Origin of the sequence: Olsenella profusa (genome assembly GCF_016900315.1) — a bacterium.
In the GTDB taxonomy this organism is placed as follows: domain Bacteria; phylum Actinomycetota; class Coriobacteriia; order Coriobacteriales; family Atopobiaceae; genus Thermophilibacter; species Thermophilibacter profusus_A.
Window position 1 is genome coordinate 25,108 of sequence record NZ_JACSNQ010000011.1, and the last position, 13,376, is coordinate 38,483.

Annotated in this window: 9 protein-coding genes; 7 read left to right on the forward strand and 2 right to left on the reverse strand. The window is 69.8% G+C overall.

Annotated features, from left to right (window positions below; translation table 11 throughout):
- The first annotated feature begins 84 nt into the window (after positions 1–84).
- The 3 genes from H9X80_RS06125 (at position 85) to H9X80_RS06135 (ending at position 3,740) form a co-directional block, all read left to right on the forward strand.
- Positions 85–1,521, forward strand: coding sequence for an alanine/glycine:cation symporter family protein (locus tag H9X80_RS06125; RefSeq protein WP_204793463.1), 1,437 nt, complete (start codon positions 85–87; stop codon positions 1,519–1,521).
- An 86-nt stretch (positions 1,522–1,607) separates the two neighbouring features.
- Entirely contained in the window at positions 1,608–3,068 is a 1,461-nt protein-coding gene (locus H9X80_RS06130; protein WP_204793464.1) for a DUF2130 domain-containing protein, read from the forward strand.
- A gap of 60 nt (positions 3,069–3,128) precedes the next feature.
- Entirely contained in the window at positions 3,129–3,740 is a 612-nt protein-coding gene (locus H9X80_RS06135) for a cyclic nucleotide-binding domain-containing protein (protein ID WP_204793465.1), read from the forward strand.
- On the opposite strand, the gene H9X80_RS06140 is transcribed toward H9X80_RS06135, so the two are convergent.
- On the reverse strand, positions 3,737–5,512 hold the full coding sequence (locus H9X80_RS06140) for a 1-deoxy-D-xylulose-5-phosphate synthase (RefSeq protein ID WP_204793466.1): 1,776 nt from the start codon (positions 5,510–5,512) through the stop codon (positions 3,737–3,739). The two genes, H9X80_RS06135 and H9X80_RS06140, sit on opposite strands and share 4 nt — an antisense overlap.
- Before the next feature lie 267 nt (positions 5,513–5,779).
- Between H9X80_RS06140 and H9X80_RS06145 the strand changes: the two genes are divergently transcribed.
- From H9X80_RS06145 to H9X80_RS06155, 3 genes are all read left to right on the forward strand, one after another.
- The gene (locus H9X80_RS06145; RefSeq protein ID WP_204793467.1) at positions 5,780–6,634 is read left to right on the forward strand and encodes a DegV family protein; all 855 of its coding nucleotides are present in this window, start codon (positions 5,780–5,782) and stop codon (positions 6,632–6,634) included.
- A gap of 449 nt (positions 6,635–7,083) precedes the next feature.
- Entirely contained in the window at positions 7,084–9,441 is a 2,358-nt protein-coding gene (gene feoB, locus H9X80_RS06150) for a ferrous iron transport protein B (RefSeq protein ID WP_204793468.1), read from the forward strand.
- Positions 9,442–9,661: 220 nt separating this feature from the next.
- The gene (locus tag H9X80_RS06155) at positions 9,662–10,459 is read left to right on the forward strand and encodes an HAD family hydrolase (protein WP_204793469.1); all 798 of its coding nucleotides are present in this window, start codon (positions 9,662–9,664) and stop codon (positions 10,457–10,459) included.
- A 79-nt stretch (positions 10,460–10,538) separates the two neighbouring features.
- Here the strand turns inward: H9X80_RS06155 and H9X80_RS06160 are convergent, their stop codons facing one another.
- Complete coding sequence (locus tag H9X80_RS06160) at positions 10,539–12,116, reverse strand: glycoside hydrolase family 32 protein (protein ID WP_204793470.1); 1,578 nt, start codon at positions 12,114–12,116, stop codon at positions 10,539–10,541.
- 372 nt (positions 12,117–12,488) lie between these two features.
- Between H9X80_RS06160 and H9X80_RS06165 the strand changes: the two genes are divergently transcribed.
- Positions 12,489–13,181 (forward strand): TIGR00730 family Rossman fold protein, encoded by a 693-nt coding sequence (locus H9X80_RS06165; protein WP_204793491.1) that lies wholly within the window; start codon positions 12,489–12,491, stop codon positions 13,179–13,181.
- Positions 13,182–13,376 lie beyond the last annotated feature (195 nt).

Below are 13,376 nucleotides of genomic sequence, written 5' to 3' on the forward strand. Positions count from 1 at the left end.
GCCTCCCTGTCATGGGATGGAAACACCGGAACCGTAGACTTTTTTCAGCTTGTACCGTCGTGCATCTCCGTCGAAGGGTGACTCATGTTCGACTCCTTCATGTCTGTCCTGTCCACGCTGAACGACAACGTCCTGTGGGGCCTTCCCATGGTCGTGCTGATGATCGGGACGGGCGTGTTCCTGCTCTTCGTCACGCGCGGCGTCGTTTTCAGGCGCTTCAACGTGGTGATGCGCTACACCACCAAGACGCTCTTCCACCGCCCGAGTGCCGACGAGCTCGAGCACGGCGCCATCTCGCCGTTCCAGGCGGTCTGCACCGCGCTCGCGGCCACGCTCGGCACGGGCAACATCGTCGGCGTGGCGCTCGCCGTGGCCACGGGCGGCCCGGGCGCGATCTTCTGGCTGTGGCTCTCCGCGCTCGCCGGCATGGTCATCAAGTACTGCGAGGTCACGCTCTCGGTGGCCTACCGCACCCGCAACGAGCGCGGCGAGATCGTCGGCGGCCCCATGTACTACATCTCCCGCGGCCTGGGCACCACCTGGCTCGCGGTGCTCTTTGCCATCTTCGGCTTCCTTGCCTCGTTCGGCATCGGGGCGAGCGTGCAGGCCAACTCGCTCGCCGGCAGTGTGAACGCCACCTTCGGCGTCCCGCTGCCCGTCATCGGCGCCGTCGTGGCGCTGCTCGCCGGGCTCGTGCTCATCGGCGGCATCAAGCGCATCTCGCAGGTCACCGAGAAGCTCGTGCCCTTCGTCGCCGTCTTCTACCTCATCGGCGCCTTCGCGGTGCTCGTCATCAACGCGGCGGAGATCCCGGCGGCCATCGCCATGATCTTCCGCGACGCGTTCACCGGCACGGCGGCCACGGGCGGCTTCCTGGGCGCCACGGTCATGTACGCCTGCCGCGTCGGCATGTCGCGCGGCGTGTTCACCCACGAGGCGGGCATGGGCTCGGCGCCCATCGCGCACGCCTCCGCCGACACCGACCACCCCGCCCGCCAGGGCCTCTGGGGCACCTTCGAGGTGTTCTTCGACAGTATCGTGATGTGCACGCTCACGGGCCTCGTCATCATCACCTCGGGGCTCTGGTGCGCCGACCCGCAGATGCCCGAGGGCGCCATGAGCTCGGCGGCCTTCGAGCAGAGCATCCCCGGCGGCCAGTACGTCGTGACCGTGGGCCTCATGCTCTTTGCCTTCGCCACGCTCATCGCGTGGTACTACTACGGCGAGAAGTGCGTCGAGTACCTCTTCCGCCGCGCTCCCAGGGCCGGTCGCGTGGCGCGCCGGGTCTACCAGGTGGCCTACGTCGCCATGGTGTTCGCGGGCTGCGTGGCGAACCTCGACGTGGTGTGGGAGTTCGCCGACTGCTTCAACGGCCTCATGGCCATCCCCAACCTCATTGCCCTCATCGCGCTCTCGCCGGTTATCCGCCGCCTCACGCGCGACTTCTTCCGCGACCCCGACCGCATCCGTCCGCGCAACGCTGACTACTCCGACCTGCTGACGTTCCGCGACGGGGAGTAGCAGGCCTCGTGCCCGCCGCCCCTTCTCGCCCGTTTGTGTCCGGTCGGACGGGTACCCTTGTACCAGACCACAAGAACGGGGGAGCGATGGCTGAGATCAGGTGCCCGCACTGCGGGGAGGTCTTCCAGGTTGACGAGACGGAGTACGCCGAGATCGTGCGGCAGGTGCGTGACGCGGAGTTCCAGAGCGAGCTCGCGGCGCGCGAGCAGCTGGCCCGCCGCGAGCGCGAGAGCGCGGTGACAGCTGCCGTTGCCAAGGCCCGCGAGGAGGCCGCCTCCGCCGCCTCGGCGAGCGCCGCGGAGATCGAGCGCCTCAAGGCGCAGGTCAGGGAGGGCGCCACCGCGCTCGAGCTCGCCCGCGCCTCGGCGAGCAAGGACCTCGCGGAGCAGCGCGCGGCCGCCGAGAAGGACCTCGCGGAGCGGCTCGGCGCCTCAGAGCGGCGCGTGGCGGAGCTCGAGGCCCAGCTCAAGGCCCGCGAGGAGGCCTTCGCCACGGAGAAGGCCCTGGCCGTGAGCGAGGCCACCGGCGAGCAGGGCCAGCGCATCACGGAGCTGGAGGGGCAGGTGCGCTCCGCCCAGCTCGAGCGCAACCAGGTGGAGGCCTCCCTCAGGCAGCAGATGCTCGAGCAGGCCAACTACAAGGACCAGACCATCCGGGACCGCGAGGCGGAGATCGAGCGCCTGCGCTCCCAGCGCTCGCGGCTCTCCACCAAGCTCATCGGGGAGACGCTCGAGCAGCACTGCGAGATGGAGTTCAACCGCTGGAGGTCGCTGGGCTTTCGCGGCGCGGAGTTCCACAAGGACAACGACGTCGTGGACGGCTCCAAGGGCGACTACGTCTTCCGTGAAGTGGGGGAGGACGGCGTGGAGGTCGTCTCTATCATGTTCGAGATGAAGAACGAGGACGACGCCTCGGCCGAACGCAGCCGTCACAAGAACGCCGACTTCTTCAAGAAGCTGGACCAGGACCGGCGCAACAAGCACTGCGAGTACGCGGTGCTCGTCTCGATGCTCGAGCCGGAAAGCGACCTCTACAACTCCGGCATCGTGGACGTCTCCTGGGCCTACGAGAAGATGTACGTGATCCGCCCGCAGTTCTTCATCCCCATGATCACACTGCTGAGAAACGCCGCGGAGAACGCCGTGGGCTACCGGCGCGAGCTCGCCGAGATCCGCCAGCAGAACATCGACATCACGCACTTCGAGGAGGCGCTTGACGACTTCAAGGACAAGTTCGGCAAGAACTACGCCACGGCGAGCAGGAAGTTCCAGACCGCGATCGAGGAGATCGACAAGACCATCACCCACCTGCAGAAGGTGCGTGACAACCTGACCTCCTCGGAGAACCAGCTGCGCCTGGCCAACAAGAAGGCCGACGAGCTCACCATCAGAAAGCTCACCTGGAAGAACCCCACGATGCGCGAGAAGTTCGCCGAGGCGCGCGCCGCGCGAGAGGCAGGCCCCGGCACGCCCGCGGCCGAGGACGTGCCGCCCAGGGCAAACGTCCCCGAAGAGGAGGACGCCGTGGAGCCGGATGGCGTAGAGTAAGTAGCCCTGGCCCGAAGGGGCCGCCTGCTGGAGCCTACCCGGAAGCGGAGGTGTTGGGCCGTGGAGCCGGTTTCTGACTTTGACTTTGAGACGTTCTTCAAAGACGTCGTGGGCATAAGGGACGAGGAGCTGGCACGGGCGCTTGCCGCCGACGCCGCGCTCGTGCACTATCGCAAGGGCGAGCTCCTGCTGCGCGAGGGGGAGGTCTCGGGCCGTGTGGGCTTCCTCGTCTCGGGGCTGGTGCGCAGCTTCTTCACCGACGCCGAGGGCCACGACGCCACGGACTGCCTCGTGGTCCGTCCGGGCGCCGTCCTTGCGCCGAGCCCAGAGCTGAGGGTGCCCTCGCCGGATGCGGTCGAGACGCTCGCGGAGAGTGACATGGCCTTCGTGCCGCTTGCGGTGATAGAGCGTCTGCTTCAGACGAGCCTCGCCGCCAACCAGCTCTATGCACGCATCGTGGCCGAGGCGTGGCGCGAGCACTGGGAGGTGCGCCGCGCCGTCTCTCAGCTGCGCGCGCGTGAGCGCTATCTCTGGTTTGCCGAGAAGAACCCCGAGCTCGTCGAGCTGGCCCCGAGCAAGTACGTTGCGTCGCTCCTGGGGATGACGCCGGTCACGCTCTCCCGCCTGCGCTCCGAGATCAGGAGCGAGGACGGACGACGGATGCCCCGCTAGGCCTCGCGCCCCAGGGCGGCAAGGACGTCGGCGCAGACGTCCGCGGGCGTCATGCGGCAGCTGGCGAGAAGCTCGGCGGGGTCGTAGCGGTCGACGAAGGCGCGCGGCAGGCCGTAGCAGAGCACGCGCACGTCGTCCGCGCCGAGCGCGCGGGCGCAGCGCTCGCCGAAGCCGCCCTCCAGGACGCCGTCCTCAAGCGTGACGATGACGCGGTGGCCGACCGCAAGCCTCCCGAGCAGCCCCTCGTCGGCGGCGTTCGCACGGCGCGGGTTCACGAGCGTGGCTCGCACGCCATGCGCGGCAAGCTCGTTGGCGACCTGCTCGCCCAGCGGGAAGGCGTCGCCGAGCGCGAGCACGGCCACGCCGGCGCCCTCGCGCACGACCTCGAAGCCCTGCCCGTAGTCCTCGGCCCGGGCGAAGTCCGGCCGGGACGCAACGCCTGCCACCGGGACGCGGATGGCAACGGGACCGCCCTCGTGGCCGACGGACCAGGAGAGCATGTCGAGGTACTCCTCGATGCAGGTGGGCGCGAGGTAGGTGAGACCGGGCATCGAGCCGAGCATGGGGACGTCGAAGAAGCCCAGGTGCGTGGCGTCGGTCGTGCCGAAGGCGGACGCCCCGAAGACGAGTATCGTGGCTGGCACGGCGTTGAGGCAGAGGTCGTGCCAGAGCTCGTCGTAGGCGCGCTGCAGGAAGGTGGCGTAGATGCCGAGCACGGGGCGCGCCCCCGCGCGGGCGAGCCCGGTCACGTAGGTGACGGCGTGCTCCTCGGCGATGCCTACGTCCACGAACTGGGCTCCGGCGCGCTCGCGCAGCTCCGGCGTGAAGCCCATGATGTAGGGGGTCGCGGCGCTCACGGCCACGACGCGCCGGTCGGTGCGCATCCAGTCCAGCAGGAGCGCGCCAGTGACGTTGGCGTAGTTCTCGTCGGCGGAGTCGGCCGGCACGGGCGTGTGGGCCCGGCCCCCGCTCGTCACGTCAAAGGGCGCCGCGTGGTGCCAGCTCTCGGGGTCGGCGACGGCCGGCGCGAAGCCGTGGCCCTTCTCGGTGTGCACGTGGAGGACCACGGGGTGGTCGCACCCGCGCAGCTCGGCGAGGGCCGCCTCGAGCGCGGCGACGTCGTGGCCACCCTCGAGGTAGCGGTAGTCCAGTCCCAGGGCGCGGAACACGTTGTTCGGAGCGGTTCCGTGGGTGGCGCGCAGCTCGGCGAGGTTGCGGTAGATGCCGCCGCGGTTGGGCGCGATGGACCACTCGTTGTCGTTCACCACGACGATGAGCCCGCTGCCGAGCTCGGCGGCGTTGTCGAGGCCCTCGAAGGCCAGGCCGCCGGAGAGCGAGCCGTCGCCGATGACGGCCACCACGTCGTACTTCTCGCCGGCGAGGTCGCGCGCCTTGGCAAGGCCGCAGGCCAGGCTCACCGAGGTGGAGGTGTGGCCCATGGAGAAGAGGTCGTGCTCGGACTCGCGCGGGCTGGAGAAGCCGGAGACGTCCTCGAAGTGCTCCGGCTCGAGGAAGGCGCGGGCGCGCCCGGTGAGCATCTTGTGCGGGTAGGTCTGGTGCGAGACGTCAAAGACGAGCTTGTCGTGCGGCGTGTGGAACACGCGGTGCAGCGCCACAGTGAGCTCCACCACGGCGAGGTTGGAGCCAAGGTGCCCGCCGACGGCGGCCGAGCTCGTGATGACGGCGTCACGGATCTCCTGGCAGAGCGCGGGGAGGGCGGAGGCGGGGAGGGCGCGTACGTCTTCTGGCGACGTGATGTGCTCCAGATACATGGACGTCCTCCTCCCTGTGCGCGCCTTGGCCTGACCGGCCCCGGCACCTGGCCCCTCCACAAAGTCACGGTCTTATAGCTTCTCACATTTGCTTGTACAAGTTGTGTCGCGTCTGCGAAAAGCGCCTGTCACCGACGCACGGGCGCCCGGGCGGTGCCGCGTCGGCATGAGCCGGTACAATGGGCGAGGCTTTTCAGGGTTGTGTGCCGCGCCCCGTGCGCGGGCGCCTACGGACGCGGGGGCGGACGCCCCGGGGAGGGGACGATCATGGCACGGGTCATCATCACGGCGGAGACGGGCTGCGACATCCCGGCCGCGGAGGCGGCCGAGCTGGGCGTGGAGCTCGTCCCGATGCACGTGACCATCGGCGACAAGACCATCGACGACGGCACGATCTCGCCCTCAGAGATGCTCGAGCAGTGCCGTCAGCTCGGCGTGCTGCCGCGCACGAGCGGCTGCGTGCCGGCTGACTTCCAGGCCGCCTTCGACCGCATCCACGCCGCGGCGCCCGACGCCCAGATCCTGCACCTCGCCTACTCGGCGGTGACCACCTGCTCGCTCGAGTCCGCGCTCACGGCGGCCGAGGGGCGCGACTACGTGACCACCCTCGACACCCAGCACGTCACAGTGGGCCAGGGCCTCGTGGTGCGCGAGACGGCCGCCTGGCTGCGCGCGCACCCGGAGGCCGACGTGGCCGCGGCGCGCGACTTCGCCGCGGGCGTGGCCGCGCGGGTGCGCATGGCGTTTCTGCCCGGGGACCTCGGCTACCTGCGCGCCGGCGGGCGCCTCTCCAACGTGGCCTTCCTCGGCGCCACGCTGCTCAAGATCAAACCGGTGGTGGAGCTCCGGGAGGGCCGGCTCGTGGCCACCAAGAAGCTCCGCGGCTCGATGTCCGGGGCGGCGGTGAGCCTCATCGACTACCTGGCGCTGCGCGAGGAGTTCGACCCCGCGCGCATCGTCTTCGTGAAGAGCCCGGGGCTGCCCGACCAGGTGCGCGCCGCGGCCACCGAGCACGCCCAGGGCCTCGGCTTTGCGCAGGTCGAGTGGTACGAGACCGGGAACGTCATCACCTCGCACTGCGGCCCGGGCGCCATCGGCGTGGCGCTGCTCGCCAAGGCATAGGGCACCGGCGCCGGCGCGGGTGGCCCGGCGGGCGGGAAGGACCGTCTGCCGTGGGCGGCCCGGCGGGCGAGAAGGACCATCCGCCGCGGACGCACCGTTCTCGGACGGTTTTCTCGCCGAGAACGTCCGCAGGCGGTGCGCACATCCTGGGCCGCACCGTTCCTGGACGGTTTTCTTACCGAGACCGTCCGCAGACGGTACGCGCTCCCGGGGCCGCACTGTTCCCGGACGCCTTGGAGGAAAGATTCGTCCGCAGACGGTGCGCGCCCCCGGGCCGCACTGTTCCCGGACGGTTTTCTCGCCAGGACCGTCCGCAGGCGGTACGTGCGCCTCCCTGTCCCCGCCCTGCCGCGGCCCTTTGGTTTCAGGCTCGCTCGATGTGCCCCCGTCCTCCCTGCCACGCGCTAGAATGGCGTCCGAACGGAGCATCGAGGGGGAAGCGAGCGCGCATGACGCTGGACGAGCTTGAGATCGGCAAGGACGCGGTGGTCGCGTCGGTGGACTGCGAGGAGGCGTCGCTCCGGCAGCACATCCTGGACATGGGGCTCACGCCGGGCGTGGAGGTCACGCTCATGAAGCGCGCCCCGATGGGGGACCCGCTGGAGATCCGCCTGCGCGGCTACGAGCTCACGCTGCGCTCGGCCGACGCGGCGCACATCACGCTCACCGGCGTCCATGACGCCCACGAGGCCGCCCAGGGCGCCGAGCGCATCGAGGCATCCGCGCACCCGGCCATCGGCGAGCGTGCCTATGCGCCGCGGCGCGCGGGCTCGGTGGTGGCGGAGGGCCACCCGCTCAGCTTTGCCCTCGCCGGCAACCAGAACTGTGGCAAGACCACGCTCTTCAACGCGCTCACGGGCTCCAACCAGCACGTGGGCAACTTCCCGGGCGTCACCGTCGACCGCAAGGACGGCCAGATCAAGGGTCACCCCGAGGCCACGATCACCGACCTGCCCGGCATCTACTCGCTCTCCCCCTACACGAGCGAGGAGGTGGTGAGCCGCCGCTTCATCCTCGAGGAGAGCCCGGACGCGATCATCGACATCGTGGACGCCACCAACATCGAGCGCAACCTCTACCTGACGCTGCAGCTGATCGAGCTCGACCGGCCGATGGTGCTTGCCCTCAACATGATGGACGAGCTCACCGAGAACGGCGGTACCGTCGACGTCAACCGCCTGGAGGCGACGCTCGGCATCCCGGTGGTGCCGATCTCGGCGGCCAAGGAGGAGGGCATCTCCGAGCTCGTGGAGCACGCGCTGCACGTGGCGCGCTTCCGCGAGCACCCCGGGCGCATTGACTTCTGCGACGAGCACGGCGCCGACGGCGGCGCGCTGCACCGCTGCATCCACGGTATCTGCCACATCATCGAGGACCACGCTGACGCGGCGAACCTGCCGGTGCGCTTTGCGGCAACCAAGCTCATCGAGGGCGACCACCTCGTGGTGAGCGCGCTCAACCTTGAGCAGAACGAGCTCGACGCCGTGGAGCACATCATCACGCAGATGGAGGACGAGTCCGGGCACGACCGCATGGCGGCCCTCGCGGACATGCGCTTCTCGTTCATCGAAGGGGTGTGCGCGGCGTGCGTGGTCAAGCCGCACGAGAGCCGCGAGCACGCGCGCTCGGTGGCGGCCGACCGCATCCTCACGGGCAAGTACACCGCCATCCCCGTCTTCATCGCCATCATGGCGCTCGTGTTCTGGGTGACCTTCAGCCTGGTGGGCCAGCGCCTCTCCGACCTGCTGCAGCTGGGGATCGACTGGGTGACGGAGGCGGCGGACGCGGGGCTCACGGCCTTCGGCATCAACCCGGTGGTCCACTCCCTGGTGATCGACGGCGTCTTTGCCGGCGTGGGCACGGTGCTCACCTTCATGCCGATCATCGTGGTGCTCTTCATCCTGCTCTCGGTGCTCGAGGACTCCGGCTATATGGCGCGCGTGGCCTTCGTGATGGACAAGCTGCTGCGACGCCTGGGCCTCTCCGGCCGTAGCTTCGTGCCGATGCTCATCGGCTTCGGCTGCTCGGTGCCCGCGATCATGGCCACGCGCACCCTGCCCTCCGAGCACGACCGCAAGATGACGGTCCTGCTCACCCCGTTCATGAGCTGCTCGGCCAAGCTGCCGGTCTACGCGCTCTTCGCCGGCCTCTTCTTCCCGGACACGGCGCCCCTCGTGATGGTGGGGCTCTACGTCCTGGGCATGGTCGTGGGCGTGGTGGCCGCGCTCGTGCTCAAGAACACGGCCTTCCGCGGCGACCCGGTGCCCTTTGTGATGGAGCTGCCCAACTACCGCCTGCCGAGCCTGCGCACCACGATGCGTCTGGCCTGGGACAAGGCCAAGGACTTCATCACGCGCGCGTTCACGATCATCTTCGTGGCGAGCGTGGTGATCTGGTTCCTGCAGACCTTCGACGTCCGCCTCAACGTGGTGGCCGACCAGTCCCAGAGCATGCTCGCGCAGCTCGGCGCCCTCATCTCGCCGATCTTTGCCCCGCTGGGCTTTGGCAGCTGGATTGCGGTGGCGGCGCTCGTCGCGGGCTTCGGTGCCAAGGAGAACGTCGTGGCCACCCTCACGGTTCTGCTCGGCGGGTCCACGGCGGCGCTGGTCGGGCTCTTCACGCCGTTCACGGCCTTCTGCTTCCTGTGCTTCGTGCTGCTCTATACTCCGTGCGTGGCGGCGATCTCCGCGGTGAGAAACGAACTCGGCGGGCGCTACGCGGCGGTGGTCGTGGTGATGCAGTGTGTGGTGGCGTGGGTCGTGACGTTTGCGGCGCACGCGATCGGCATGGCGCTCGGGCTCGCGTAGCGGAGGGGCCGTGGCGGGTGCGTTTGGCGACGGGGGCGAGAAGGACCGTCCGCGGTGTCGGGCGTGCCCGGCCGCGGCCGCCCGCGCAGTACCCGCGCCTCGCCCGTCCGCGGCACACTCCGCCCCGTCTCCCGGCTGTCCCTTGACGTGGGCGCCCATCTGGGCAACCATGCAAGTATGAGAACGATTCCACATCGGCTGCGCGCAAAGGAGACGGGCCATGATTAAGCTCATCGCATCGGACATGGACGGGACGCTGCTTGACGGGGACTCGCAGGTCCCGGAGGAGACCTTCGGCCTCATTCACGCCTTGACCGAGCACGGGGTCCGCTTCGTGGCCAGCTCGGGTCGGCGCTACGACACGCTTCGGTGGTTCTTCGGCCCCGTCGCCGACGAGATTGCCTACGTGGCCTCGCTCGGCACGCAGGTCTACGCCGACGGCCACCTGCTGGACCGCGAGGTCTTCTCGACGCTCTCCGTGCAGAAGCTCTTTGAGACCTGCCACCTCTTTGACTGCCTGCACCTCGCCGTCTACGAGGACAACGCGGTCTACCTGATCGACGACCTCAGCTCCTACATCAGCGAGCTGGACAAGGACCTCGGGACGGCCATCCGCGTGTACGACCCGCCCTCGCCCGAGGTCAACATCATCAAGGCCGCCGTCTGCTGCGACCGGCCCGAGCTCATCACCGAGATGGCCTACGTGCTGGAGCGCGAGCTCGGCGAGTGGTTCACGTTCCTGCCGAGCGGCTCGCGCTGGATCGACGTGACGCCGCGCCACGTGAGCAAGGCCACCGGTCTCAACCAGGTGATGCGCTACTTCGGCGCCTCGCCCGACGAGGTCCTGGCCTTCGGCGACTCGATGAACGACTACCAGATGCTGCGCTTCGTGGGGCACCCGGTGGTGGTGGACAACGCCCGCTACTCGCTCAAGCAGATCGCCGAGCGCGTGATCGGGCGCAACACCGAGCACGCGGTGCAGGCCGCCCTACGGGAGATCCTCGAGAGCCTCGACTAGGGAAGCGGCGCCGGCGAGAAGAACCTGCGGGCAGAAACAGCTCACGCAAGGCCCCTGTCGCTTGCGGCGGGGGCCTTTCTCAGGCGCGGCCGTCGAGCCCGATGGAGCGGAGCTCGCAGATCGCGAGCGTGCGAACCTCGGCCGCGTCGCTCTCCGCGACGAGGCACACCGCGCGCGGTCCGTTCACGGGGAGGCTGTAGGCGGAGATCGCCTCCCGGCCGCCGTCGACAAAGACCTCCACGGAGTCCCGGTCCACGAGGACCCGCAGCGTCACCTCCCCGGCGTCGGGCGGCAGCGGGGCCACGCCGCAGACGGCGTCCGTCCCGTCAGCGGAGCGTCGCACAAGCGTCACCCGGCGCAGCGCGGGGCTCACGACGACGCGCGCGCAGGAGCCGTCCTCGGCCACGTGCGCCTCCAGCGCGAGGGCCGCAGACGTGCTATCCCCCAGAGGGGCGCTCAGCGCAACCTCCGCGGTGCGTGCGTCGTCGGTGAGCGTGAGCGCCTCTTCCGCCCCCAGTGCGAGCGGCCCGAGCTCGCGGACCGGGCCTCGAAGCGCGGCGAGCTCGCGGGCCGGCGCGCTGCGCAGCGCCCCGTCGTCGCCGAGCGTGAGCTCGCGCGGCACGCTGAGCTGGCCGCACCAGTTGTCGTCCTGGACGTCGAGCGCGCCGTCCGGCCGCATCCACCCCACCACGAGGCGCCGGCCGTCGGGGGCCTCCATCGTCTGGGGCGCGTAAAGGCTTCCTCCCCGGTCAAGCGGGCACGCCGGGCCCTCCGGGCGGAACGGCTCGCCCGGCTGCCACGTGCCCACGAGGTAGCCGGAGGTGTCAACGTGGTCGTGCGCCGCCGCGCCCTCGTCGCCCTTCTCGCCCTTGGATGCGCCGTCTGCCCCGTCTGCCGGTGCCTGTGAGCGCATGGCGGAGAGGAACAGGACCCAGCGCTCGTCGCCGTCCGGTGCGCGCAGGCAGAAGAGATCCGGGCACTCGATCATGTAGACGCGGGGGTCGGGGTGGCGGTAGAGCACACCGGCCCACGACCAGCGGTCGAGGTCGTCCGAGGCGTAGAGCACGACCTCCCCGTGCCCGTCGGGGGAGCGGCGGCCCACCACCATGTACCAGCGCCCGTCCCGGCGCAGCACCTTGGGGTCGCGGAAGTCGCGCAGGTCGTCGGGGTTGTCCACCACCACGCCGAGCTTCTCGAAGCGCGTGCCGTCGGTGGAGCAGGCGGCGCACTGGACCTCCTGGTTCCCGTCCGCCTCGTCACGGCCGTTGCGCCAGCGGTGGGCGGTGTAGAAGAGCCGCAGGCGCCCATAGTCGCCCACCACGGCCGAGCCTGAGTAGACGCCGGCGCGCTCGACCTCGAGGCTCGGAGCCAGCGCCACGGGCTCGCGCCGCCAGGTGACGAGGTCGGCGCTCGAGACGTGGCCCCAGTGCATGGTGCCCCACTGCGGGCCAAAGGGATGGAGCTGGTAGAACACGTGCCAGCGCCCGCCGAAGTACGAGAGGCCGTTGGGGTCGTTGATCCAGCCGCCGTCCGAGGCGATGTGGAAGGCGGGGTAGCACCGGTCGCGGCGCGCGGCGGCAAGCTCGCGCAGGCCGCGCTCGGCGCGGGCCAGGGCCTCGGCGTGGGGGACAAACGATGCGGGGGCGCAGGTGCTCATGGAGTCCTCTCTTGCTGGTCGTCGTGCTGGCGCGGGCGACGTGGGCCTTGGTGGCGCAGTCGTCCGCCGCATCATTGTGAGACTTCGGCCCGGTGCGTTGTGGGAAGGTTCCCACTCCACACGTTCACCATCGTCCCGCCGCTTGCCGGCCCGCTCAGGTCCTGCGGGCGCCCGAGTGGGTACACAACTTGTGACGCTGCTTACGCGCCGCTGACCTCTCCGGCGTAACGTGGGCGTTCGACGAAAGGAGCCTCGATGGCTGACAAGAAGAACCCCGCCGCGACCCCCGGCGAGAAGAGCCCTGCCGACGCGTCCGTCACGGACGCGGGCAGCGACCCGCTCGGCACCACCTACCACCGCGGCCCCGTGATCATGCGCGGGCCGATGATCCCCTCCGACACCACCACCGGCAACCTGCTCGCGCCCGAGAGCTCCACCGACTGGCTGCACATGGACCCGTGGCGCGTGCTGCGCATACAGGCCGAGTTCGTGGACGGCTTCGGTGCGCTCGCGGAGCTGGGCCCGGCCGTGACCTGCTTCGGCTCGGCGCGGACGCCGCGCACAGACCCGATGTACCGCGCCGCGCGCCACGTGGGCAGAAAGCTCGCGCAGGCCGGCGTGGCCGTGATCACCGGCGGCGGCCCCGGCATCATGGAGGCCGTTAACTGCGGCGCGGCCCGCGCGGGAGGCAAGTCCGTGGGCCTGGGCATCGAGCTGCCGCACGAGCAGGGCATCAACAAGTGGGTCAACCTCGGCATGACGTTTCGCTACTTCTTCGTGCGCAAGACGATGTTCGTCAAGTACTCGAGCGGCGCGATCATCTTCCCGGGCGGCTTCGGCACGCTCGACGAGACCTTCGAGCTGCTCACGCTGGTCCAGACGCACAAGGTCACGCGCACGCCGGTGGTGCTCTTCGGCTCCGACTACTGGCAGGGGCTCATGGAGTGGCTCGAGGGCACGGTGGCCGGCGCGGGCAACATCTCGCCGCTGGACCCGGAGCTCGTCGTGGTGACCGACGACGAGGACGAGGCCGTGCGTGTGGCGCTGAGCGAGATCCACCGGTAGCGCGGCCGCTCCGCGGGGAGGCGCGCTTTGCGGGGCGGACGCACCGTTGGCGGACGTTTTTCTCGCCCAGAACGTCCTAAAACGGTGCGCGGAGAGAAGGACGTACTGTTTCCGGACGGTCTTCTCGCCAAGAACGTCCAAAAACAGTGCGCGGCCGGAATGGCGAGAAGGACGCACCGTCACCGGACGTTCTTC